The sequence below is a fragment of the Rahnella ecdela genome, from assembly GCF_019049625.1.
In the GTDB taxonomy this organism is placed as follows: Bacteria; Pseudomonadota; Gammaproteobacteria; order Enterobacterales; family Enterobacteriaceae; genus Rahnella; species Rahnella ecdela.
The window spans coordinates 1-25,990 of record NZ_JAFMOY010000120.1 but is presented as its reverse complement, the minus strand read 5'-3'; the positions used below and the strand labels follow the sequence as shown (position 1 = coordinate 25,990).

The window sequence follows — 25,990 nt, the reverse complement described above, 5'->3', positions numbered from 1 at the left end:
AGGTTCTCTGTCCTGCAACATAACAAGAAAAGGTAAACACCATGAAAACGACTCTGACTTATTCCCTCCTCGCCGCAGCCGTCGCCATGACGGCTTTCACCGGTGCTGCTCAGGCTAAAGGCCGTCTGGTGGTGTATTGCAGCGCCACCAACGCCATGTGCGAAGAAGAAACCAAAGCCTTCGGGGAAAAATACGACGTCAAAACGTCCTTCATCCGCAACGGTTCCGGCAGCACGCTGGCGAAAGTTGAAGCCGAGAAAAAGAACCCTCAGGCAGATATATGGTACGGCGGCACCTTAGATCCACAGTCTCAGGCCGGTGAAATGGACTTGTTGCAGGCTTACAAATCCCCGAACCTCGCGCAAATCATGCCGAACTTCCAGGATCCGGCCAAGCGCAAAGGTAACTACTCGTCCGCCGTATACATCGGTATTCTGGGCGTCGGCGTGAATACCAACCGTCTGAAAGAGAAAAACCTGCCAGAACCGAAATGCTGGAAAGACCTGACCAATCCGATTTACAAAGGCGAAATACAGATTGCTGATCCGCAAAGTTCCGGCACCGCGTACACCGCGCTGGCGACCTTCGCACAGTTGTGGGGCGAAGATCAGGCTTTCGATTACCTGAAAAAGCTCAACAGCAATATTTCCCAGTACACCAAATCCGGTATCGCCCCGGCGCGTAACGCCGCACGCGGTGAAACTGCCATCGGTATCGGCTTCCTGCATGATTATGCTCAGGAAAAAGAAAGCGGCGCACCGCTGAAGCTTATCTCTCCTTGCGAAGGTTCGGGTTATGAAATCGGCGGCGTCAGCATCCTGAAAGGCGCACGCAATCTGGATAACGCTAAACTGTTTGTTGACTGGGCATTATCGAAAGAAGCGCAGGAACTGGCATGGAAAAAAGGCCAGTCGTATCAAATTCTGACCAATACCACCGCAGAAACCTCCCCGAACTCGCTGAAAATGAGCGACCTGAAGCTCATCAATTACGACATGGACAAATATGGCGCATCCGATATGCGTAAAGAGCTCATCACCAAATGGGTCAATGAAGTGAAGATGGGCAAAGAGTCTCAATAAAAGCCCGCGTACTTATTGAGTGAACGCGCTTTGCGCCTCCCCCAGCTAAGGGGGAGTTAACGCACTCAGCATTATTTTCGCCAACACCTTTTTTCTCTTAATAAGGAGACAGTATGTCTCATTCATTAACCCTGCCCGACACACGACGCCGTGATCCGGTTTTCGGCTGGCTGGGGCTTATCCTGGTCGGCTTTGTGCTGCTGCCGTCGTGGAGTCTGGATTACGGTCTGCTGGAATCGACGCAGGATGAAATTCTCGCGGCGTACGGCTGGTCGGGGCTGAATCTCAGTCTGCTTTGGCTGGTTCTGCCGATGGCGTTACTGTTTCGTCCCCGCCACGCGCAGCGTCTCGAAGCCCGACGTCGTCATCAGTTCGACGCCGCCTGGTCGGTGTTTTGTGCGCTGTTCATGATAGTCAGTGCGACTCTTATTGGCCGCGGTCTGGGCTATGGCAGCATTCTGATGTTTATCGCCCTGGGTGCGATTTGCTCGCTGGCGCTGGCACGCCTCGAGTGGCTGGGCGGCGACCGTTTCGTGCTCGGATCGCTGATTTGCATCATCGCGCTGATCGCCGTGTTTATCATTTATCCGAGCATTGCGATTTTCATTCCGATGTTTACCAGTGACGCAGGAGAGTTCGCGCCGCTGGCCTTTATGGCAGTACTCGGTCAGTCGCATATTTTGCAGGTGATCTGGAACTCGTTCCTGCTATCCGTCGCCGTCGGGATCGGTTGTACCTTCTTCGGGCTGGTGCTGGCGATTTACACCACCCGCATCGCCAAACGCTCGGCGATTATCGGGCGTATATTCTCGATTTTGCCGATTGTCACCCCGCCATTTATCGTCGGGCTGGGTGTTACGCTGATGATGGGCCGCTCAGGCTATGTCACTGAACTGATGGTCGACGGGTTCGGGCTGACCAACACCAACTGGCTTTACGGTTTCACCGGTATCTGGCTGGCACAGGTTCTGGCGTTCACGCCGATGGCATTTATGATCCTCGACGGCGCCATTAAAACCATTCATCCGTCGCTGGAAGAAGCGTCATATACGCTGCGCGCCAGCCGCTGGCAGACCTTTCACCGTGTGTTTTTGCCGCTGCTTAAACCGGCGCTGGCGAATGCTTTTCTGATTGTCATCGTCCAGTCACTGGCGGATTTCAGTAACCCGCTGGTGCTCGGCGGAAATTTCGACGTACTCGCCACGCAAATCTATTTCTACATCACCGGCGCACAGCTCGATTATCAGGCCGCCAGTACGCTCGGCGTGATCCTGCTGGTGTTCTCATTGCTGGTGTTCTGCGTGCAGTACATGTGGATTGGCAAACGCTCGTACGTCACGATTTCCGGCAAAACCTCACGTGGCGACGTTCAGCCGCTGCCGGTGACCTTAGTCTGGGGCGTCACTGCCCTGCTGGCGGTGTGGATAGCGTTCAATGCCCTGCTTTACGGCAGCATTTTCTACGGCAGTTTTACCGTCAACTGGGGGGTGGATTACACGCTGACCTTCGATAACTTCACCAAACTATTTGGACAGGGCCTCTCCGACGGTGCATGGCCTTCGCTGCTCGACACCCTGCTCTATGCCGGAATTGCTGCGCCAATCACTGCGCTGTTTGGTTTGCTCATCGCTTACATCGTGGTACGCCAGCAGTTCCGTGGCAAAAAAACCATTGAGTTCAGTACCATGCTGTGTTTTGCGGTACCGGGCACGGTGGCGGGAATTTCCTACATTCTGGCCTTTAACAGCGCACCGGTTTATCTGACGGGTACGGCAGCCATCGTGATTATCTCCATGGTGATGCGTAACGTGCCGGTAGGTATCCGCGCCGGGATTGCCGGGCTGGGACAGCTGGATAAATCGCTGGATGAAGCCTCGCTCAGCCTGCGCGCAGGTTCGATGCGCACGGTGATGTATATCCTGCTGCCGCTGCTGCGACCGGCCATTCTGTCGGCGCTGATTTACAGCTTCGTACGTGCCATTACTACCGTCAGCGCTATCGTTTTCCTGGTTACGCCGGATACCCGCGTCGCCACGGCGTACATTCTCAATCGTGTGGAAGACGGCGAATACGGCGTGGCGATTGCCTACGGCTCAATCCTTATCGTCGTGATGCTGGCGATCATTTTCATCTTTGACTATCTGGTTGGCGAAGCGCGAATTTCCCGCTCAAAAGCCAAAACCGGCCAATAATTTTGGAGCGATTTCACATGACAATGACCACTGAAAACCCGGTTCACACTGCACCGGCAGAAACCACCAGGAACTTTGTTGAGATCAAAAATGTCGCCAAACGATTTGGCAGCAATACGGTACTGGAAGGCCTGAATCTGGCGATCCCGAAAGGGAAAATGGTCACCCTGCTCGGTCCGTCCGGCTGCGGTAAAACCACGGTACTGCGCATGGTCGCCGGGCTGGAAAAGCCATCTGAAGGCCGGATTTTTATCGACGGCGAAGACGTCACTGATCGTTCCATTCAGCAGCGTGACATCTGTATGGTGTTTCAATCCTACGCACTGTTCCCGCACATGTCGCTGGGGGAAAACATCGGGTACGGGTTGAAAATGCTCGGACGGCCGAAAGCAGAGATCCGCGACCGCGTGCGCGAGGCGCTGTCTCTGGTTGATCTCGACGGATTTGAAGACCGCTTCGTCGACCAGATTTCCGGCGGCCAGCAGCAACGTGTCGCACTGGCACGGGCGCTGATCCTCAAACCCAAAGTACTGCTGTTCGACGAACCGCTGAGTAACCTCGATGCCAACCTGCGCCGCAGCATGCGGGAAAAAATCCGCGAACTGCAACAGCAGTTCAACATCACCTCGCTGTACGTGACGCACGATCAGAGCGAGGCTTTTGCGGTATCCGACACGGTACTGGTGATGAATAAGGGGAAGATCATGCAGATTGGCGCACCGCAGGAACTTTACCGCCAGCCCGCTTCACGCTTTATGGCGAGTTTTATGGGCGACGCCAACGTGTTTCCGGCAGATTTGCACCGCGATACCGTGGAGATTTTCGGCTATCACATCCCGAAACCCACCGCGTTCGCACCGGGTATGCAGCAATGTACAGTGGGCGTGCGTCCCGAAGCGATCACGCTGGGCTTGCAGGGCGACGACAGCCAGCGCTGCGTGATAACCCACGTGGCCTATATGGGACCGCAGTATGAAGTGACGGTGGAATGGCACGGACAGTCGTTGCTGTTGCAGGTCAACGCCACGCAGTTGCAACCGACCGCGGGCGATAATTTCTTCCTGCAAATCCATCCTTACGGCATGTTTGTGCTGGTGTGATACAGCGATAAACGTAAAAAAGGTGCCGTTTTGACGCGACACCTTTCTCTTTCGGCCAGTTTGCGGGTCAGAGCGGCTCATCGAAACGCAGTAATCGCCCGGCATTGCCCAAGACCAGCAACGTGCTGAGATTATGCAGCAGTGCGGCAATCAGTACGCCCGCCACGCCAAGCAATCCCATTGCGGCAGCGGCCATCACCACCAGCGTCCAGCCCAGTCCGATGAAGACATTAATTTTCAGCGTCCGGCGGCAGGCACGGCTCAGGCGCACACAGGTACCGAGACGGCGTAAATCACTGCCGATCAGCACCACATCGGCAGAGGCCAGCGCGATATCACTGCCGCCTGCGCCCATCGCAATCCCCACCACTCCGGCTTTCAGCGCCAGAGAATCATTGATGCCGTCGCCAACCACCATCGGGCGAAAACCCTGTGCAATCTCAGCGGAAACCTGATGCAGTTTGTCTTCCGGTAAAGCCTGAGCGACCACATCCCTGATGCCCAGTTCTCCGGCAATACGGTGTGCCACGCTGGCGCGATCGCCGGTCAGCAGTAATTGACGTTGCAGCCCCAGCTGGCGCAGTTCGGCTAACGCGGTCCGCGCTTCAGGCCGTAATGAATCCGCCAGCAGCAGCCAGCCAAGAAAATGCCCGTTCAGCGCCAGACCGACCAGCGGCCCGTCATGTTCAGGCACATCACTCACCGCGATATTGTTCTGGCTGAAAAATGCCGGGCGGCCCAGCAGCGCCTCGCCCTGCGCAGTTCGCGCCCGCACGCCCATGCCCTGTTGTTCTGAAACCTCTTCCAGCGGTAAATATTGCTCACGAGGCAGTAACTGCGCCAGCGCGCGGCTGACCGGATGACTGCTCGCTGCGCCAAGACTGGCCGCCAGAATAAGCACCGCTTCAGAGGACTCGTTTTCCTCCAGCACCGGGCGTTGCAGATGCAATTCGCCGTGCGTCAGCGTGCCGGTTTTATCCACCACAATGGCGTTGAGATCGGCCAGTTCCTCAAGAAATGCAGAGCTGCGGATCAGGATCCCATGACGCGCCGCCACCGCGATACCCGCAATCGCGGTGGCCGGTGCGGAAAGCACCAGCGCACAAGGACATGCCGCCACCAGCACTGCCAGCATGGCGTGGGCATCGCGCGTGATAAACCAGGTCGCCGCGGCAATCAGTAAAATCAGCACCAGATATTGTCCGGCATAACGCTCGAGCAAACGGGTGATTGGCGGTTTGGCATGTTCAGCTTTTTGCATCAGCGCAATCACTTTACCCAGTGTGGCATCCGCGCCGGTTCGCGTGATCTCAACAGTCAGCAGTCCGTCCAGATTAATGGCCCCGCCGAACACGTCGTCACCCGCGCGTGCTTCCTGAGGCACGGATTCGCCGGTGATCGGCGCGGTATCCAGACTGGCGCTGCCGGAGATCACGCGACCATCGGCGGGCATCCGGTCCCCTGCGCGAACTTCTACCCGGTCACCGGTTTGCAGCTGATGGTTATCGATTTCTTCAATTTCACCGTCCGGCAATATCCGTCGCGCACGGCTGCGGGTCAGACGGCTGAGCGCATCAATGGCTTCCTGCGAGCCGATCACACTGCGCTCTTCCAGAATATGACCAAATATCATAATGCCCGGTAGCAATGCGGCGGTCATCAGATCGCCGGTCGCCCACGCCCCGAGCATCGCCAGCGCAATCAGCTGATCGGTAACACCGTGCAGACTCGGGCTGCGTAAGCTATATATCGCCGAACGCAATACCGGTACCGCCACCAGCAGGGAAGCCACGCCAAACAGAATCTGTCCGACGTCGCTTTGCTGAGGAAACAGCCACTGCCAGATCCAGCCGCAGAGCAGTAATCCGAAAGCGGCCATCGCCAGAATCAGCTGCACCGCCATACTCCGCTGCTCATTTCGCGTCAGCAGTACACTTTTCGCGGACGGCTCTTCAGAAGTAAAAGAAGTCACAGGACAAATACCTCAGGGTTGAGAGGATGGACGGTCTGGTCCGGGCAGGATCAGATGTGCGTCGTCATGGGGATCCACCGCCGTCACGCTGCCAGCATGGGCGAGGATCGCAGGCATCCGCTCCCGCCATAAACGCCACAGCAATTCGGGAGAATGATCATCAGCCAGCTGAACAATGGTTGCGGTATCGGCAGAAGCCCGTGCAATCTGTTCGCTGGCTTTAGCCTGCGAAACTTGCAGGGAACGATCTGCCGACTGAACCGCTTCCTGATGCACGCGGGCGGCCTCATTACCGGCACTGGCGATATCCTGCTCCGCCTGCTGACTGGCAGTCAGCACAGCGTTGAACGCATCGACAGCGGCGGGCGGTAAAGAAGACTGCACGTCAACGCGGCGGACTTCGATTCCGGGGTTGCTTCCCGCCGCATTCAGGGCGGCGAGTTGCTGATTAATCCCCTGACGCAAATCGCCGCGCAGCCGCTCACGACGTTCGGCGATATGATTACCGTTGCCGACCATTTCCGGCCGTGCGACCAGAATGGTATCCAGATCCCGCGAGGCACAAATCGCCACCGCTGCGTGCTCGGTTAATCTGTTCAGCGCGGGCAGCACGTGTTCTCCCTGCAACACAAAGGCCACCGGATCGGTTATCACGTAATACACCTGCACATCCAGCTGAACCACGCCGGAATCGCCGGTCAGTAAATACCCGGCACCGGCAACAGCGTCACTTTTCTCGCCGCCGGTATTGGTCCACGCAGGCACAATGGCTTTTCTCAGCAAGGCCGTAACATGATGTTCGATCACCCGATCGGCGGCGGGCAATATTTGCACCTGCTCAATGGGTTCCGGCCACGCCAGCAGCAAACCGGCTCCGGCCGTGCGCGAAACAGCACCAAAGCGCATCACTACCGCACGTTTGTCCGGCTCAATCTGGCGGACATTGGAGAAAAGCCAGCTGGCAGCAGCAATCAACGTCATAGCAAACAGCGCCAGATACGCCATACGCCCCGCCTGAAACCAGGCATTACCCTGAAAACGGGCTAATGGATTCATGGGCGCGGCCCGTTATTGTTAGCGGGTAACGCGGGCGGACCTTCTGCCAGTTGCTTAAACGGCGCTGCATCGGTGCGTAAAACCAGCTGCGTTCCCGGTGTGATCACGCTGTTGAGCGTATCGAGCGAGCGCAGCAAATCATACAATTCAGGATTACCGGCGCGGGCTTTAGCGTAAATCGCCGCACTCTGCACCTGCGCCTGCGCTTCGATATTGGCGGCGTTAACGGACGCATCGGCTTTCATTACGCGGGCATCCCGTTCGGCAGAAGACCGGATTTCAGCCGCCTGACGCTTACCTTCGGCAGACCGCTCGGTGGCGATAGTTTCGCGTTCGGCACGCATGCGATCCACGGTTGCATCCAGCGTTACTGAAGGCAGCGTCAGGCGTTCGACGCCGACCTGTACTAATTCGATGCCATAGCTATCGAGCAACTGACGAGCAATCTGATCATGTAAATGCTGCTCAAAACCGGAAAGCCGGATTTTGCCGGCATCGGTATTGACCAGATCAGCCAGCGCAAAACCGCTGGTGGTGGTTTCCAGCGCAGAACCGATAAACGTCCGTATCTGCGCGGCCGCCATATCCGGCTGATTTTGTACCGCTCGGATAAAACGCTGCACATGCTGAGGATCGTTTTTCACCTGCCAGACGGTATAAGCCTGCACGATAATCCGCAGGCCGTCGCGCGTGCCGACATCTTGTAAACCGCTCGACGTGGTGCGGATACGCAAATCAACCGGGATCGCAGTTTCCAGCGGAACCGGTAAATGCCACGCCAGCCCCGGATTCAATAACACGCGCACCGGATCACCAAAGCGCGTGATCACCATCGCTTCGCCGGAACGCACCTGTACCAGACAGGCAGACGCGGCAATCAGCGCCACTATTACGATAGCAATGGCAGCCCGCCGCCAGAATTTCGGTGTCGCCGGGCCGGAATGATGATGGTGATGGTGATGTCCGCCACCGTGATGATGCCCGCCATGTGTATGGTCGTCGTGATCGTGGGCCTGAGTATGTTGGGAATCACTCACCGGGTAGTCTCCGCTTTAACAGAATGCGCCGTTTTATCCGCTCCGGGCGTAAATGGCAGGGTGTAATTTCTCAGATCCAGAACCGGCGGTGCTCCACCACCAATACGGCTGTCGACAATCAAAACTTTCGGATGTTGTTGCATGGCCAGCATCAGCTGACTGAAATAACGCCCGGTCAGGAATGACTGTCCGCCCGTCTGATAGGCCTTATTCTCGGCGTTAAACCGCAATGCCATGACCTGCGCCTGATCGAGATTTTCATGGCTTTGTGCGCTGGCGGCGTCCAGCGCCAGACGGGAAAATTGCTGCGCGGCATTCAGCTGCTGTGCGGCCTGTCCTTTCTCACCGGCAATCGCGCTTTGCGCCAGGATCTGCGCAGCCTGTACGCCATGATAAGCGTCCGCCGCGCCCGCTGGCGGGTGGATTGATTCAATCACCGTCGCCAGCAGTTCCACGCCGCTGTGAAGATTATCCAGCTGACTTTGCACTTTCTGGCCGATATCTGCGGCAAGACGGATCTGTTCGCTGCCCAGAAGACTGTCGAGCGTGCGGGAGGAAAAATCATGTACCAAAACCTGATTGGCGATACTGCGGATCAGCACCGGCATATTTTCGGTGTGATAAAGGCTCGCCGTTGCCGCGTCATCATTCATGCCGATGCGGTAAACAAAGCGCACATCCATATCCATGATTTGAAAACTTTGCCGGTCGTTCCCTGCACTGGCGATAATTTGCGATTTGTCGCTGCTGTGGCTGGAATCCCATAACCGGTTGGCGCTTTCCGGCGCGGGGCCCTCAGCGGTATCTGCGACCATGACCGGCGAAGCAGTCACCGGCTCTTCAGAACCGGTGGTGAGTTCATGCACTTCGCCGTTATCGACCATTTGCGTATGTCCGAAAGGCCACGGCAGACCAAGATGTAAACCGGGCTGCCTGACCGCGACCGGTTTGCCGAAGGATTCGTAAATCCCCCGCTGCGTAAGCGGAACTTCACTGACGCCGGTCAGCAGCCAGCCGGTCAGCAGTAAGATTGCCGCCAGCGGCAACAGCGCACGCCGTATAAAATGGAATGCCCAGATCTGGCGCAGATCAATGCCGAAATGCTGATGCAATTCATTCTGCACAAACTGCAACGGACGCGGCGGCCAGCAAATTTGTGCTGCAAGCAAACTGCCCGCGATAAATTCCGGCTCTTTACCCTCACGCGGCGGCGAAAACAGCGCCATCAGCGCGCGCAGGAAAAGCTCCAGCGCCACCAGCGCCGGTAATATTCCGGTGAGCACCAGCACATGCGCAGGCCAGACTGCCGTGCCACGGGCAAACATCATCCCTGCCGTACTCAGCAATAACACGCCAATCAGCATGCGTAACAGCGGGGCCAGTTTTGCCGCTTCCGGCCATTCCTGCGGATTTTTTAACGTCCAGTGGCGTTCCAGCACCAGCACTGCAAAAGCGCAGAGAATGAAGAATGAACCGGCAAAATACCCCGCAGTGCCTGCTTCATTCGCGGGCAGCGGCAGTTGCCACAACAGCACAATGAGCAGTAATGCGGCGAGCGCCGGAAGTGCCTGAAAGAAGACGTGTGCATCCACATAACGCAACAGCGGGCGCACCCTGGGCGAAGCGGTCAGCCGATGCAGAAAAGCAGGAGGTTTATCCGGTGAGGCGGGTTCATCGCGGGGCGCAAACTGTTGGTCACGCCAGCGGGTGATGCGCCGGGCGCATTGCAGCGAGGCGGCGCACACCCACAGGGTGGCCATAATATTGCCGGTCAGCCACGGCCAGACTGAATCCGGAGAGACCATATACAGCATCAGCAATATCAGATACAGCACGCTGCTGATCACCATGATGCCGTTGATGAGCCCGGTCAGCCAGCGTGTGTGGGAGGCGGCAGCCTGAAAACGCAGAGGTTTACTGGCGTCTTCAGTCCCGGATGCCTTGTTTATACTCATGTCCGCTCCGGCAGAGGAGAAAAATAACCCGCACGCGGACGTAAGTCAGCGATGAAGTCAACCGAGCGTAACCGTATAACATTACAGAATTTTCAGCGATATGAATTTAGCCGTTTTTTTGCCACGAATTGTAAGCGTTTATCAGCAAGACGCGACGACCGGCAGAATGGGTTTTTGCCAGCCGTTTATTAAAGAATGTTACGTCAGGGAGACTTGTTCGAAATCCTGGAACATCGCCAGCGCCAGTCCCTGTGCGGGATTGAACCGCTCCGTCACAAAGCTGATGTACGTGCGGCTGAAGGCAAACGTCAGGGTAAATTGCTGCGCCGCCGTCAGCGTGTTTTCCACGAATAAAGGATGGCTGTTATAAGGGCAATCAATCAGCAACGTTTTCGGATTCACTAAATGGATAATCTGACTCAGCGCTTTACCTAACAATCTTCCGGCCTGCGCCATAACGTCGTCTACAATCTCTGCCGACAGCTGACGGTTATCCCAGCTCAGACCCGGCTGACGTTGTTCGAGTTGCCGGTTGATGGCGGAAAAAGCGATCAGCGATTCCAGACAGCCCCGCTGACCGCATGAACATAGCGGCCCGTCGGGCAGCACGGCTAAATGGCCGACTTCGCCCGCCGTCCAGCTGCCGCCTGAATACACGCCGTGTTCGGTTAACAGCGCACCGCCGATCCCCTCACCAATACGCAGATAAAAACAGGCGTCATCATCTTTTGCCACATCACCCTGACGGGCAATCAGGGAAGCCGCTTTCACGTTGTTCCATACGCTGACCGGAACCGCATCCGCGCAGTTCAGCAACGGTTGGAGGTTCACTTCGCCCCAGCCCAGATGCGAGGAAACGTGCAAAATACCCTGCTGGTGATCAACGATACCGGGAAACCCGATGCCGATGCCGACCAGATCCGGCCACGTCTGATGCAGTTGCTGGCAATGGCGCATGATTTCAGCCAGTACGGCGCGCGGTTCGGAGGTGTCGAGGGAAATGGTTTTTTCATCAATGATCTGCGAGAAATAATCGCAGACCATCCAGTGCAGGCGGTTGCGTTCAATCATGATGCCCGCCGCTTTTATTGCCAACGGTTTCAGCGCGACGTGAATTTTTGGCCGCCCGATGCTGCTGGTTTGCGCCACGCCCTGTTCTTCCACATAGCCCAGCGCAATCAGGTCATCGACAATCAGAGAAATGGTGTTTTTGCTCAGTGCCAGCGCGCGCGAAATATCCAGACGGGAACTGATTTTTTGCTGGCGAAGCCAGGCCAGTACACGTTTTTCATTGTACTGGCGCAACAGCGCGGGTCCTTTGCCTGAGTCTTTCATGTCATGACTTTCCATCGCGTTACACCGTAGCGTCGCATTATTACATGACAGAGGATCCGCGCGTCAACCTATTCACCCCGCCAGACTTCCGCCCCGTTTTTGTAGGTCGCCATCAATCGGAGGGTATTGTCCGACGCCTGTTGCAGCAGTATGGCATCCAGTGGCGCACCGGGGCTAAACCCCTGAGCTGCCGGCAGATTCAGGCGCGACGCTGGTCGCAATGACGCCATCTGAATCGCTTCCGCCAGCGGGACAATCTCATTGCTGACCAGTGTATTCACACCGTATAACAGCCCCTGCACCGAGCCTGCCAGCAGCGCCGGATTGCTGGCCATCGACAGCCTTCCTTCTGCACTCAGCACCACGTCGCCACCAATATGCGAATGGTAACAACCCGGCGGCATTCCGGCGTGACTGGTCACGTCACTGACCAGCAGCGCCCTGCCGTTTTTGGCGCGGATAAAGGTTTTCAGCACCGAAAGCGGCAGGTGTTCGCCATCGGCGATCATCGCGCACCACAGGCCGTCCTGCGCCAGCTGCTCCCAGATATAATTCGGATGTCGTGGCAACGTCAGATGCGCGCCGTTGCCCAGATGCGTGGACATCCGTGCCCCGGCTTTCACCGCAGAGGCAATCTGCTCCGGGCTGGCAGCGGTATGCCCGAGCGAAACCACCACATTATTCGCGACGCACTGGCGAATAAAATCGTCTGACTGCGGCCATTCCGGCGACAGGGTGATCATGCGGATCCGCCCTTCTGCCGCCGTCTGCCAGCGCTGAAATTGATCCCAGTCCGGGGCCTTAATATGAGCCAGATTGTGCGCTCCGCGCGGTCCGTCCTGCGGGGATAAGAACGGCCCTTCCAGATGGATACCGGCAACAGATTTTTCCACCCCCGAAAACGCACGGCAGGCCGCCGCCAGCGTGGCGACCATTTGGGTGATTTCATCGGCACCGTTGGTGATCACCGTCGGCATAAACGTCGTGACGCCCTGCTGCCACAACGCGTGCGTCACTTCTTTCACAGAATCCACGGTAAAAGGGAAACTGTTAAAATCAGCGCCGCCGTAACCATTGACCTGCAAGTCGACTAATCCTGGCGCAATCAGCGGGAGATCCTGACCGCCGGTCGCCGGACGTATCTGGCTGATAATGCCATCCTGCGCCACAATTTCCACCGGCTGCTGCGTGCGGTAATCCCTGCCGCATAACGTGATGTCACTCATCCGGCAACTCCCCGAAACCTGCGATATCGGTGTAAAGCGTGCAGGCAGAATGCGTGCGAAGCACCGTGGCCGGACAATCCACCGACTGCGGCGCGTTCAGTGTCTGCATTACAGCCTGATGTTTATTTTTGCCGGGCACCATGCAGAATAAGCGCGCAGCCGCCATCAGCGTCGGGATAGTCAGCGTCAGCGCGTGCGTTGGCACATCTTTTAAAGCAGGGAAACAGCCGTCGTTCACCTGCTGCTGACGGCAAATTGCATCCAGCTCCACGATTTTCATCGGCTGCGGATCGTTAAAATCAGCCACCGGCGGATCGTTAAAGGCCAGATGTCCGTTCTCGCCAATTCCCAGACACACCATATCTACCGGCGCCTGTTGCAGCAGGCAGGCGTAGTGCGCACAGTTCTGCGCCGCATCACCCGCCGCCGGAATTATATGCACCGTACCCGGTCTGACTTTGTCGAATAAATGCGTCGTGAGATAATGGCTGAACAAGGCCGGTGAACTGACCGGCAACCCGACATATTCATCCATGTGAAAAGCATCAACACGCGCCCAGTCAATATCGTCGGCCTGCGCCAGATATTCCAAAAACTCGTTCTGGGATGGCGCAGCGGCAAAGATTATCCGCACGCGATCCTGCTCTTTAAGCCGCTGACGTAAATGCGTGACTGCATCGCGGGCAGCGGCCTGCCCCATTTCCAGACGGGTGGAAAACACTTCAACATTCAGGCTTCCGGCCTGCGAGGTATATCGCGGAGATGTCATATCAAAACCTGCTTTTTTCTGTATTTAATGAAGTCCCTTACCGGGATTCTGACTGGTATGCGGCCGCCACTTTGGGCGCAGGCAGGTCTTCGGCCTGATCCTGATTCAGCGCATTCAGTAAAACATCCACTTCAGCACTGACCGGACGGCGGCGAAGTAATCCGCCAATGATAAATACCGCCAGTGATAACAGCACCGGAATAGCGACGATCTGCGCTGTACTCATGTCCGGCACCACAAATTTGACCAGGAAAAAGGCCGAGACACCCGCTGCCCATGAGGTAATTGCCGCCGCCGATCCGCATTTACGGAACCACGGCAACAGCCCGAGCAACATCGGAATAGAAATCGGCCCGACCAGCCCGCCGAACCAGACAATCAGCAGCGACAATACGCCGCCAAAACGGCTGGCATTCACGGCAATCAGCAGCGTGGTGAGGATAAACAGCACCACCGTGACGCGCGCCACCAGCAGTGAAGATTGTCCCTGACCAAAGCGTTTAGGCAGCAATACCGGCAGAATATCGCGGGTCACAACGGCGGTGATGGCGTTGGAATCCGAAGAGGTCATCGACAAGGTGTGGGTAAACATGGCGACCAGCACCAGTCCGATCAGACCGTTGGGCAGAAGATTCATCGCCATGATCGAATAAGATTGTGAAGGGTCAGCAATGTCCGGGAATAGCAGTGGCGCCGCCCACATCGGGTAAAACAAAATTAATGGCCAGACCAGATACAGCACCGAAGAAAGTAACGCGGCTTTGCGGGCATCTTTTCCGCGCGGCGAGGCGATAAAACGTTGCGCCAGATTCCAGGTACCGCCGTTGTAGCTCAGTGTGTAAATGACAAAATACGCCAGAATAAAACCCATCGAATACGGTCCGGCGACGATGTCGGTGTGGCCTGCGGGCAATCTGTCCCAGATAGTCAGCAGATTGCTAAAACCGCCCAGATGGAACGCCACTGCCACCACCATCACAATTGCGGCAATAAACTGGACGATAAACTGACCGAAATCGTTACAGGCATCAGCCCACAAGCCGCCCAGCACCGTATAAAACAGGCACAACACGCCAGAAATCGCGATACCCACCAGCGGATCCAGCCCGGTAAACACGTTGATGATAATGGCGATAGCTGCCCATTTAGCGCCGACGTCGAAGGTTTTCAGAAACACACCACTCCACGCCAGAATCTGCTGCGTCGGGACGTTATAGCGTGTCGAGAGATATTCCATCGGTGATTCGATATTCATATGGATCCGCAACCGTGCCCAGCGTGGCGCAAATATTACTGACCCGATGAAAACCGCAATCGAAATCGGGAATGCCCACCAGAAATAGATGGTCAGTCCGTACTTGTAGGCTACAGCGGCATAGGCGACAAATACCGCCGCGCTGTAGCCGGACATATGATGCGAAATCCCTGAAAGCCACCAGGGCATTTTGCCCCCTGCGGCGAAGAAATCCTTGGTGTTGCCCACTTTGCGCATAGCCCACAGCGTGGTCATCACAATCATCAGCGCGTACAGCGCCATGACAAAATAGTCTATCCCGTTCATCGTTAACTCCGGAGGCAAGATTGCATTGTCGAAGTCCGGCGGGGAAACTTGCCGGTTTTTTTAATTAATCCTAACTGAGGACTAATTAAACCTAACATGAGAAAACACGAACAAAACGTGAACAAGATCACGTAATTTTTCAATAATTGTCAAAGTGTTATAGGACTTTCTTATGGATGAGACGAAGATCGAAAATCAGGAACGTTGAACAACAGCGAAGATCATTATAAAAAAGGTGCCGTTTTCAGGCGGCACCTTAAGAATTTCAGAGGGTATCTTCCGCAACGTAATACTGCGGATCGTCAAGTTCATGAGAGCAGAACGGCCCGGCTTTCTTGAGCAGGCTCACACAATCATTGCTCAGATGGCGCAGGCGGATAGTTTTACCAGCATCAAGATAACGCGCCGTCAGCTTATCAATGGCTTCCACCCCGCTCGAATCCATTACCCGCGTACCGGCAAAATCCAGCACCACGTTTTGCGGATCGTTTTCAGGATTAAACAGTTCAGCAAACGTAGCAGCAGAACCAAAGAAAAGCGGCCCGTCCAGTTTATACACTGCCAGACAGCCTTTGGTTTTGTGTTCACGAATACGGATACGCGCCTGCTGCCAGGCAAACACCAGCGCCGAGATAATCACGCCGCTTATCACCGCCACGGCCAGATCGGTGAAAATGGTGATGACGGTGACAATCAGCATCACCAGTACATCAGCTTTCGGCATACGCCGCAGGCGACGAAGTGAACTCCACTCAAATGTGTTGTAACAGACCACCAGCATAATTCCCGCCAGCGCCGCGACCGGAAGCAGACCGATATAACCCGACAAACTGACCACAAACAGAATCAGCAAAATCGCGCCAACCATGCCGGAAATCCGTCCGCGACCACCGGAGGTGAAATTGATGATCGACTGCCCGATCATCGCACAACCGGCGAAACAGCCAAACAGACCACAGATGGTATTCCCCGCGCCCTGTGCGATGCTTTCGCGATTCCCGTTACCCTTCTGATTACCCATTTCATCGAGCACCGTCATGGTCAGCAGCGATTCAATCAGGCCGACCAAAGCAATAACCACCGCATAAGGCAGCACGACTTTCAGCATTTCAGTGTTGAACGGCGCAACCGGCAGGCTGAAGTGCGGCAACGCTCCGGAGATGTCCGCCAGGTCACCCACGCGGAGCGTGTGCAGGTTAAAACCAATCGCAACAGCGGAAACCACAATCAGCGCAGCCAGAGAAGAAGGAATAATTTTGGTCAGTTTCGGGAACAGCACCACGACCAGAATCGCCAGCAGAACCAGTCCGTACATCAGCGGCCCCTGCCCGGCAATCATGTGCAACTGCGCCAGCATAATCACAATCGCCAGCCCGTTCACAAAGCCGTGAACCGCCGGTAAAGGCACCAGCCGGATAAATTTACCGAGGCGAAAAACGCCAATCAGAATCTGAATAATCCCGGCAAAAATCGTCGCCCACAGGACATATCCCATGCCGTGCTGCGCCGCCAGACTCATCAGCACCACCACAATAGAACCCGCCGCGCCGGAAACCATACCCGGTTTGCCGCCAAACAGCGCCGTCACCAGCCCGATAATAAAGGCCGTGTGCAGACCGACAATCGGCGATAATCCGGCGACCAGTGAGAACCCCACCGCTTCCGGGATCATCGACACGGCCACCACAAATCCGGCCAGCGTTTCATTCTTCACTTCTGACAACTTCAGACCACGCGGGCTAAACATAAGACATCCGGTACATTTCCAGCTCAGTTAAAAAATTGTGACAAGTATCTAAAAATGACGGAACAGAGGCAAGGTTTAATCCGCGCCAGGATCTGCGGGCAGATCACAAGCGGATCGAGATAAATGTCGTTTACGTGTATAATGCGGGGAATTATGGTCATTACATCGTGCGGTTACAGTTAATCGCTTGATAACTAAGCTATTAAGGTGAGAAAAACATGGGATTCAAATGCGGTATCGTGGGCCTGCCGAACGTCGGTAAATCTACTCTGTTCAATGCGCTGACCAAAGCGGGTATCGAAGCAGCAAACTTCCCGTTCTGCACCATCGAACCGAATACCGGTGTGGTACCAATGCCTGATCCGCGTCTCGACCAGCTGGCTGAGATTGTAAAACCGCAGCGTATCCTGCCAACGACCATGGAATTCGTGGATATCGCCGGTCTGGTAAAAGGCGCATCTAAAGGTGAAGGCCTGGGTAATCAGTTCCTGACCAACATCCGTGAAACCGAAGCCATCGGCCACGTTGTGCGTTGTTTCGAAAACGACAACATTATCCACGTTAACAACAAAGTGGATCCGGCTGATGACATCGACGTTATCAACACCGAACTGGCGTTGTCTGACCTTGATACCTGCGAACGCGCCATTCACCGTGTGCAGAAACGCGCCAAAGGCGGCGACAAAGACGCCAAAGCTGAACTGGCTGCGCTGGAAAAATGTCTGCCACAGCTGGAAAACGCCGGTATGTTGCGTGCGCTGGATCTGAGCGAAGAAGACAAAGCGGCTATCCGCTACCTGAGCTTCCTGACGCTGAAACCAACCATGTACATCGCTAACGTCAACGAAGACGGTTTTGAGAACAACCCTTACCTCGACATCGTGCGTAAAATCGCAGACGCCGAAGGTTCTGTAGTGGTGGCAGTTTGTGCAGCGGTTGAGTCTGATATCGCTGAGCTGGAAGATGCTGACCGTGAAGAATTCATGGCGGAACTGGGTATCGAAGAGCCGGGCCTGAACCGTGTGATCCGCGCCGGTTACGAACTGCTGAACCTGCAAACTTACTTCACCGCTGGCGTGAAAGAAGTCCGCGCATGGACCATCCCTGTGGGTGCGACCGCGCCACAAGCCGCCGGAAAAATCCATACCGACTTCGAGAAAGGCTTCATCCGCGCACAGACTATCGCGTTTGAAGATTTCATCACCTACAAAGGTGAGCAAGGCGCGAAAGAAGCCGGCAAAATGCGTTCAGAAGGTAAAGACTACATCGTTAAAGATGGCGACGTGATGAACTTCCTGTTTAACGTCTAAACTGCGATTTAGTTCTGCATTCGCATAAAACCCACGCTTTGGCGTGGGTTTTTCATTTCCATGCATTCCAGTGGATCACAGGGCGCACTTTCATTTCTCCTCTCCCCCCATTCCGCGATATATTAGAGCCATTCTCATAAAATTTTCTCTTTGTAACGGGTAACATCTCCATGGCTCTCATTCCAAAAAACTACCAGCGTCTTGAAAGCGGTTATCGCGAGAAAGCGCTAAAAATTTACCCGTGGGTATGCGGACGCTGTTCGCGGGAGTTTGTGTATTCCAATCTTCGCGAACTGACGGTTCACCATATCGACCACGATCATACCAATAACCCGGAAGATGGCAGCAACTGGGAGTTATTGTGTCTGTACTGTCATGACCACGAGCACTCAAAGTATACGGAAGCCGACCAGTACGGCACCCGTGTCGTGGCGGGTGAAGATGCACAAGATGATGTCGGTGCAGCCACCTATAATCCCTTTGCTGATTTGCAGGCGATGCTGAATAAGAAGAAGTAGGCGCTGTTCGCTCCGCTCATCGACCCGCACATAAAACCTCTGCTTTAACCAAAATCCACGCCATGCCGTGGATTTTTTTTATGATCTCCCAGCGGGTTCCCGCCAAATAAGTGAGTCCCCTTAGATTTTCCTTGCATCCGAAAGCAGCGTAAGCATAATCGCAAATCCAAATAATAATGATTCTCAGTCCTTTTTACATACAGGTTACATTATGTGCGATTCCATTACATTCACAGGGTTCAAACCAAGGGTGCTGGCACTGTTTGTCAGCGTCACCTGCCTGCCCGCGATGGCGGCCACCGCCCCTGCTCCGGCAACGTCTTCGACCGCAGCGTCGGGCGATACCATGACCATCGTCAGCGCGCCGGATAACGAATTCAAACCGGGCGGCAATCAGCTGGTTCCGGCATATCTCGACGGACAAGTGGCACACGGCGGTCGTCTCGGTATGCTCGGCGAACAAAATGCAATGGATGTACCGTTCAACGTAATGAGCTTCACCTCAAAACTGGTGCAGGATCAGCAGGCCAAAACCATTGCTGATGTGGTGCGTAACGATGCCACGGTCCAGAATGTGCAGGGATACGGTAACTTTGCCGAAACCTACCGTATCCGTGGCTTTGAACTGGATGGCGATGACATGACTTATGGCGGATTGCCGGGCGTGGTTCCGCGTCAGGTAATGGATGCGTCGCTGATCGACCGTATCGAAATCTTCAAAGGCGCCAACGGATTGCTGAACGGTGCGGCGACTACCGGCGTCGGCGGCATGATCAATCTCGAACCTAAACATGCAGATGACACACCTCTCACCCGCGTGGGCGTCGATTACACCTCGTCCTCACAGGTCGGCGGCACACTGGATGTGGGACGTCGTTTCGGTGATGACAACCAGTTTGGGGTGCGCCTCAATGCCGTTAACCGCGAAGGCGAAACCGATATTGATGGTGAGAAAAAACGCACCACGGCGGCGTCACTCGGGCTCGATTTTCGCGGCGACCGTCTTCGCACGTCCGTGGATATGGGCTACCAGAAGAAAACCTTCCATGACGCTCGTCTTGGCGTGAACATCAGCGGTGTGGATTTCGTTCCGAAAGTGCCGTCCAACAGCCACAACTACAGTCAGGACTGGATATACAGCAATATTGAGTCCGAATTTGGTATGGCAAAAGCTGAATACGATGTGACTGACAACTGGACCGTTTATGGCGGCGTGGGCGCGCAACATTCACGTGAGACCGGCGATTACGCCTCTCCGGCGCTCAAAGATGAAGACGGAACGGCGACGATTGGCCGTCTGGACACGAACCGCATTATCAACAATTTCAGTGGAATGGCGGGCATTCGCGGCAATTTCGATACTGCTTTCATCACCCATAAAGTGAACTTCGGTTATTCCGCGCTGACGTCGCGTAATAATACAGCCTGGCGTATGGCGTACGGCGCCAATGCAGAAAACACCAACATCTATGACACTCCGAATGTCCCGAACCCGACACCAAATCTGTCCGGCGGTAATTACAACGATCCTTTAACGACCGGACGTAACCGCACGCAGGGTTATCTGTTAAGCGACACAATGGGCGTGCTGGATGACACCGTATTGTTCACCGTCGGTGCCCGTCATCAGAAAGTCGTCGTGCGTAACTACAGCAACAAGACCGGCGCGGAAGATGTGTCAACCCGTTATGACGACAGCCGCTGGATGCCGACCTACGGCATTGTGTATAAACCGTGGAAAGTTATTTCCCTGTACGCCAACCATACCGAGTCTTTGCAGCCGGGTGATGTGGCACCGAATACCGCGACAAACTACGGTACGACAACCGGTATTGCGCATTCAAAACAGAATGAAGTGGGCGTAAAAGCGGATTTCGATCGCGTCGGCGGATCGCTTGCATTATTTGAAATCAAAAAACCTTCTGGCATTCTGGACAGCAATAAATATTACGGCATGGACGGCGAACAGCGTAACCGTGGCGTTGAGCTGAACGTGTTTGGCGAACCGGTACTCGGTCTGCGCCTGAACGGCAGCGCGACCTGGATCGATCCGGAAATGACCAAAACGGCAAACAATGCCTACAACGGTAAAGATGCGATTGGTGTACCGCGCTACAACATGGTGCTGGGCGCAGAATATGACATCAAACCGGTGGAAGGCCTGACGGCCACCGCAATGATTAATCATTCCGGCTCACAGTGGGCAGATTCTGCCAATACCAAGAAAATTGATTCTTACACCGTTCTGGATCTTGGCGTGCGCTACCGTACCAAACTCAACCAGAACGATATGGTCTGGCGTGCCGGGGTTGATAACGTGACCAACGAGAAATACTGGTCAAATATCGACAGCACAGGCACTTATATCTATCAGGGTGATCCGCGCTCGCTGAAAGTCTCTATGACTTACGACTTCTGATAATAACATTCATATTGATAATCATAGGGATGCGTCGTGCATCCCTTTTTTATGCGCTTTTGAAAATCCGTTTTATCTGAAGGTGTATCACTATAATTTTTCCGCGCGTCAAAGATTCGTTCACAACCTGCATTCCCCCTGCCTAATGTAAAATTAGTCGGTTATATAAAAATGATGAACGATAAAATCACTTTCTTATAACTTGTTTATTTAACTGGTTTTTTATCGGTTTCGGTAAGATTACGCAAAAGCATAAAAACATCTCTAAAAACTCTTATCCTGCTATAATTTTCATTATCAAAAGAAGTTTTGGCTTTTCCGAAAAAATCGTAATAGACAGCTTACTTTCCAGAGGTTACATGCAAGATAGCCCATTGCTCGCAAGTATTAACAAAATTAAAAGCTTCGACTTGAACCTCCTTCTCACTTTCGAAGCAATTTATCTTTATAACAGCGTCTCTGATGCAGCAAATCTTTTGGGTAAAACGCCTTCTGCTGTCAGTCAGTCTTTGACTAAACTGCGAAGTGTTTTTTCTGATCCCTTGTTTGTTCGCGAAGGAAAGGGTTTTGTGGCGACGACAGTCGCCGAAAACTTGCACCTTCACCTCAGTGAAGGTTTTAGCCAGCTGCTTAACAGTCTCGATTATTTTTATGATGCCAGTACAAAAAGCAAATTCACCATTCATTCAACGGCCTATGCCGCAGCACGACTGATGCCCGATATTTGTGCTCAGATCGAAAAAGACGCGCTGCATTGCACAATTTCACATATCAGTTCAGATGCCATCATGGATAATGATGAAGATATTCTGATTTATCGCAAAGCGGATATTATTTTTGATACCAAGCCTTTCTACAGTTTTTCTACCATTACGGAACCCTTTATCACCGAGCACGTTGTGGCGGTCTGCCGTCAGGATCATCCACGATTGAAAAACACTTTGACACTGGAAGAAATGAAGTTTGAAAACTCCACTTTTCTAACCGTTGGCTCAGAGGGCGTAAAGCGGGTTCAAAATGATATTAATGGTTACTTTGGTGATCGGGAGTTTTCTTTTAGCAGCAGCTCTATTATTGCCAATACGGCAATTGCCGAAAAAACCAATTGCGTGAGTTTTATTCCTAAGTGGTTTGCCACTAAATTTACGAAGAGTTTTAACATTAAGATTCTGGAGTGTGAATTTCAGACCGAGCCGGTTACGCTATTTCTTACATACAATAAATCCTCTCTTAAAAATAATAATTTCATCGAGATTTTAAAAATAATTAACCAATGTAAAGAGTTGTATTAGAAATTCGGTTTGCATCCGTTATAACTTGCAATGGATACCCGCACCGTCATGACCGTCAGTACGGGTTTTCTCCCAAGACTTTTCAGGAATACTTCCCACCGGTCGGGCCGTGAACTCCTGATAAATCGGCTTTCGCCGCTTGCCCGCGAGCGATGCCTCACCCTTGCCAGTCTTTAGTGACATTTGTCAGCGTACCAATATTAACTTCGCCGCAGTTTAACAAAATAATTCCCTAGCGCATTTTTTTCAGCAGTTTCATAACAATATCTTTACCGTCTTCTTCATGGAGGTTTTTCCGGTAATTCATATAGACGTTAGGTTCCTTAAAGCCAGATCCAAAATTGTGGTTAAGGATTTTTATTGCAAATGACATATTCAACTTTAGAAATACGCTCATCGGGATGATGCAAATCATTTCTGTGATTTCAACAACAGAGAGCAGGTCAATGTAATTATTACAACAGAACCCGATGTTAACATCCGGCAGCAGATTGTCCCCGCCGTTGGTACTCCACTCTTTGGTCAGATGTTGTTCCTCAAGAACCGCATGCGTTTCCGAGATATAATTTTTATAGTTGATTGACTGAGAAAAACGCGGGTGATCTTTACTGCATATTATACAAACTTCTTCCTTAAACAACTTTCTGAACAAAATTTGCGGGTGATAAACAGGTTCATAATCAAAAATGACATCTACGCTGTTATCCAGCAGAACTTCCGGAAACATGACGCGCGAAGTCGGTAAAGGCACCAGCCTGATCCCAACAATATTTTGTTCCTTCGCCAGATTAAAGGTTAGCGGAATGACGTTATTCGCGACAAAATCCGTAGTCGAGATGACCAACGGGTAACTATGCAGTGGGGCATAATCTCGAAGGGTACCGGCATCCGCCGAATGTAACATAGGCTGAATTTCGCTGTGCAACTTCAGGGCAAAAAGCGTCGGTGTGAATTGCTTGTTTATTCGAATAAAAAGCACATCTGAATAAATGATGCGCATTTTTTTGATGGCATAACTGACACTCGACGATGAGATGTTTAGTGAAATTGCTGCATCTTTCATATTTTTCAAACGTATTACAGTTTCGAATATTTTCAGAAGTCTTAATTCTGCATGGAAGTAAGATGTCATTTACATATAATCCTTTTTATGAAAATAAGGCTCTCAACTACAAATAAGGGTTTGTTTTAATTTTTGGTATATATTTCGAATATTTTGGCTAACCCTCTGAGCTGATCAATTCGAGCATCGTAGCGAGCCTGATCAAGTTTGCTTCCTTTCCCGGAGGCACTGGCCTGCTTAAGCAATGTCACCGCGTCATCAAGCTTTCCTTTCAAGGCTAAACCTTCAGCGCGCGCCGCGAGCTCCTGATCCCTTTCACCTTCTGCCGCGCTGGCTTTTTCCAGCAAAGACCATCCGTTAGGGTCATCCGGCCACGTAAAGGTATATTTATTCAAAATTTTATGGGCTTTCGCGTATTGCCCGGCTTCCAGACAGGCATTCGCCAGATTGAGCTGAAGAACGGGGTTATTAATAACTGCCCCGCTTTTTTCCAGCCGGGCCACGGCCTGTCCGGCCTGCTGACGGGCAATATCCACGTCTGTCAGCGCATCTAAGAACCACGCGTTATCAGGTGCCTGACTGTTCAGAACCAATAGCAAAGCACTGGCTTTATCATATTGTTTATCCTGGTAAGCAAGAATGGCCTCGCCATATTGCGCGGCGATTTTTTCATGCGAACCACCCACTTGCAGTTGCTGTATTAATGCTCGCGCGTCTTCCGTGTCATTCCCGGCATACATCGTCATGACCCGCACCTTCGCCAGCAGAAAATCCTTCGAAATGGGTCGTTGTTGCGGACGTGCCATCTGGCCTGCCCGGTTACGAATGTCAGCCAGGCGGCTGTCGGGCAACGGGTGAGTCAGCAGCATTTCCGGCGGTGCGGTTGAACCACGGGATTCGTCGGCCAGCTTTTGCAGAAAATCAGGCATGGATTGCGGATCAAAACCCGCCCGTTCAAGCACCTGGATACCAATACGATCGGCCTCTTGCTCATTGGCTTGCGTAAAGCTAATCATACTCTGCTGGCCGCCTGCCAGCGTGGTGGTCAGTGCCGCCATGCCGGCCTGCGGGCTGGCCGTGGCCAAAATAATGGACCCCAGCGCCCCAACCCAGGTGAACGGCGCATTATTTTTTTGATCTTCCATCGCTCTGGCCAGATGACGCTGTGTGACGTGTGAAATTTCATGTGCCATCACTGAAGCTAACTGATCTTCATTATCGCTGTAACGAAATATGCCCGAATGAATAACAACATTGCCGCCGAAAAATGCAAAAGCATTCAGTTCATTGTTATTAACCAGATAGAAATGAAAAGGTGTTTTTACTGAGTAAGCATGAGATACCAATTTCTCTCCGAGCTGATTAATATATCCCACTAGTAACGGGTCATCAATCAAAGGCGTAGCAGCCCGCATCTGACGGACATAAAAGTTTCCCATCTGTATTTCCTGGCCAATACTCAGCGTACTGCCCGCAGTAATGCCAATATCAGGTAACGTATCGGTTGATACGCTGACCGGCATTGCTACCGGTTTTTCTTCCTGCTCCCAATAGTTTTGGACCGTTGCCGCTGAAACAGAACCGCCTAACAGTGTTCCGACGAGTAATGCTAGAAATGTAGTTTGAAATTTTAGGATCATAAATTATTTTCCGTCAGGCTCGCTCTCTTTAATTGAAACGGTGCAGCAAAAACCAGAGCCTAATGATAACTGCAGTATCGGCACAAATGTCATTTGCACAAGTTTGAACATAATAACGCATATTATTTAATTAACACCCCCTAAAAACATTAGAGTGGCTTACTTCATGTTTAAGAGAAACTTAATTAAAAAATACTAAATAATGGTTTATTAAATTCTAATAGATCCGGCAGGCTGCTTTAATTAAAAGCTGTGATATTGTTTAGTACGTTTCAAGTAGCAATGAAACAAACTTTATCTTGCGGAATAACGGGTTTCGCTAACGCAAATAGTAATTTACGGCATTGATTGCCGTCATTATTTTAGAAAACACTTCTATAAAGATTTGTTCAACGTTTCTGACCCGGTAGGCGGTACTCATTTCACCAAGAATTGTCACATAAACAAATGGATAAACTTATGCAGAAGAAATTGCTCTCCTTATGTATCGCCCTCGCGGTCAGTAATAACGCGCTGGCGGGAACAGAAATTCAAAGCAAGAATAAAGTTGAAGAAACTACTTGCCCCACTAAAACCAGCGAATTATCAAAAGAACAGCGAGCAAAACTTCCCAAAAAATGCCTGACCGCGGAAGATGACACCATGTGGGAATGGATAGCTGGCGGCGCAGCCGCAGCGGTTGCGGGTATCGTGGCTATTGCTAGTGGCGGTGGTGG

General features: G+C 53.0%; 19 protein-coding genes. 8 read left to right on the top strand and 11 right to left on the bottom strand.

Annotation, left to right across the window (positions count from 1 at the left end; all coding sequences use genetic code 11):
- Positions 1-41 precede the first annotated feature (41 nt).
- The 3 genes from J1784_RS08485 to fbpC all read left to right on the top strand — a co-directional run bounded on the left by J1784_RS08485 (position 42) and on the right by fbpC (position 4,374).
- Entirely contained in the window at positions 42-1,082 is a 1,041-nt protein-coding gene (locus J1784_RS08485) for an ABC transporter substrate-binding protein (RefSeq protein WP_217148829.1), read from the top strand.
- Between the two features lie 113 nt (positions 1,083-1,195).
- A complete protein-coding gene (locus J1784_RS08480) occupies positions 1,196-3,274 on the top strand; it encodes an ABC transporter permease (protein WP_217148828.1) in 2,079 nt (692 codons plus the stop codon).
- A 23-nt stretch (positions 3,275-3,297) separates the two neighbouring features.
- Entirely contained in the window at positions 3,298-4,374 is a 1,077-nt protein-coding gene (gene fbpC, locus J1784_RS08475; protein WP_217148900.1) for a ferric ABC transporter ATP-binding protein, read from the top strand.
- A gap of 67 nt (positions 4,375-4,441) precedes the next feature.
- On the opposite strand, the gene J1784_RS08470 is transcribed toward fbpC, so the two are convergent.
- From J1784_RS08470 to J1784_RS08430, 9 genes are all read right to left on the bottom strand, one after another.
- Complete coding sequence (locus J1784_RS08470; protein WP_217148827.1) at positions 4,442-6,346, bottom strand: heavy metal translocating P-type ATPase; 1,905 nt, start codon at positions 6,344-6,346, stop codon at positions 4,442-4,444.
- 12 nt (positions 6,347-6,358) lie between these two features.
- Complete coding sequence (hflK, locus tag J1784_RS08465) at positions 6,359-7,402, bottom strand: protease modulator HflK (protein ID WP_217148826.1); 1,044 nt, start codon at positions 7,400-7,402, stop codon at positions 6,359-6,361.
- Entirely contained in the window at positions 7,399-8,439 is a 1,041-nt protein-coding gene (gene hflC / locus J1784_RS08460) for a protease modulator HflC (protein WP_217148825.1), read from the bottom strand. The genes hflK and hflC overlap by 4 nt, the downstream gene beginning before the upstream one ends.
- On the bottom strand, positions 8,436-10,394 hold the full coding sequence (locus J1784_RS08455; protein WP_217148824.1) for an SPFH domain-containing protein: 1,959 nt from the start codon (positions 10,392-10,394) through the stop codon (positions 8,436-8,438). The genes hflC and J1784_RS08455 overlap by 4 nt, the downstream gene beginning before the upstream one ends.
- A gap of 198 nt (positions 10,395-10,592) precedes the next feature.
- A complete protein-coding gene (locus J1784_RS08450; protein ID WP_217148823.1) occupies positions 10,593-11,729 on the bottom strand; it encodes an ROK family transcriptional regulator in 1,137 nt (378 codons plus the stop codon).
- 68 nt (positions 11,730-11,797) lie between these two features.
- Positions 11,798-12,955, bottom strand: a complete 1,158-nt coding sequence (locus J1784_RS08445; protein ID WP_217148822.1) for an N-acetylglucosamine-6-phosphate deacetylase — start codon at positions 12,953-12,955, stop codon at positions 11,798-11,800.
- Positions 12,948-13,724 (bottom strand): glucosamine-6-phosphate deaminase, encoded by a 777-nt coding sequence (locus J1784_RS08440; RefSeq protein WP_217148821.1) that lies wholly within the window; start codon positions 13,722-13,724, stop codon positions 12,948-12,950. Before J1784_RS08440 ends, J1784_RS08445 begins: the two co-directional genes overlap by 8 nt.
- 37 nt (positions 13,725-13,761) lie before the next feature.
- On the bottom strand, positions 13,762-15,285 hold the full coding sequence (locus J1784_RS08435) for a sodium:solute symporter family protein (protein WP_217148820.1): 1,524 nt from the start codon (positions 15,283-15,285) through the stop codon (positions 13,762-13,764).
- A 265-nt stretch (positions 15,286-15,550) separates the two neighbouring features.
- Entirely contained in the window at positions 15,551-17,032 is a 1,482-nt protein-coding gene (locus J1784_RS08430; RefSeq protein WP_217148819.1) for a SulP family inorganic anion transporter, read from the bottom strand.
- Between the two features lie 218 nt (positions 17,033-17,250).
- On the opposite strand from J1784_RS08430, the gene ychF reads away from it, so the two are divergent.
- From ychF to J1784_RS08410, 4 genes are all read left to right on the top strand, one after another.
- Positions 17,251-18,342 (top strand): redox-regulated ATPase YchF, encoded by a 1,092-nt coding sequence (gene ychF / locus J1784_RS08425; protein ID WP_217148818.1) that lies wholly within the window; start codon positions 17,251-17,253, stop codon positions 18,340-18,342.
- Positions 18,343-18,512: 170 nt separating this feature from the next.
- Entirely contained in the window at positions 18,513-18,860 is a 348-nt protein-coding gene (gene yajD / locus J1784_RS08420) for an HNH nuclease YajD (RefSeq protein WP_217148817.1), read from the top strand.
- A 211-nt stretch (positions 18,861-19,071) separates the two neighbouring features.
- Positions 19,072-21,279, top strand: a complete 2,208-nt coding sequence (locus J1784_RS08415; RefSeq protein ID WP_217148816.1) for a TonB-dependent receptor — start codon at positions 19,072-19,074, stop codon at positions 21,277-21,279.
- Positions 21,280-21,638: 359 nt separating this feature from the next.
- The gene (locus tag J1784_RS08410) at positions 21,639-22,571 is read left to right on the top strand and encodes a LysR family transcriptional regulator (protein WP_217148815.1); all 933 of its coding nucleotides are present in this window, start codon (positions 21,639-21,641) and stop codon (positions 22,569-22,571) included.
- A gap of 232 nt (positions 22,572-22,803) precedes the next feature.
- Here J1784_RS08410 and J1784_RS08405 read toward each other — a convergent pair whose 3' ends face one another.
- Both J1784_RS08405 and bepA read right to left on the bottom strand, forming a co-directional pair.
- Complete coding sequence (locus tag J1784_RS08405) at positions 22,804-23,703, bottom strand: LysR family transcriptional regulator (protein WP_217148814.1); 900 nt, start codon at positions 23,701-23,703, stop codon at positions 22,804-22,806.
- A 56-nt stretch (positions 23,704-23,759) separates the two neighbouring features.
- Positions 23,760-25,274: a beta-barrel assembly-enhancing protease gene (bepA, locus tag J1784_RS08400; RefSeq protein ID WP_217148813.1), complete on the bottom strand. Its 1,515-nt coding sequence runs from the start codon at positions 25,272-25,274 to the stop codon at positions 23,760-23,762.
- A gap of 459 nt (positions 25,275-25,733) precedes the next feature.
- Between bepA and J1784_RS08395 the strand changes: the two genes are divergently transcribed.
- Positions 25,734-25,990, top strand: a 257-nt coding sequence (locus J1784_RS08395; protein WP_217148812.1) for a hypothetical protein, incomplete at its 3' end; no start/stop codon positions are given.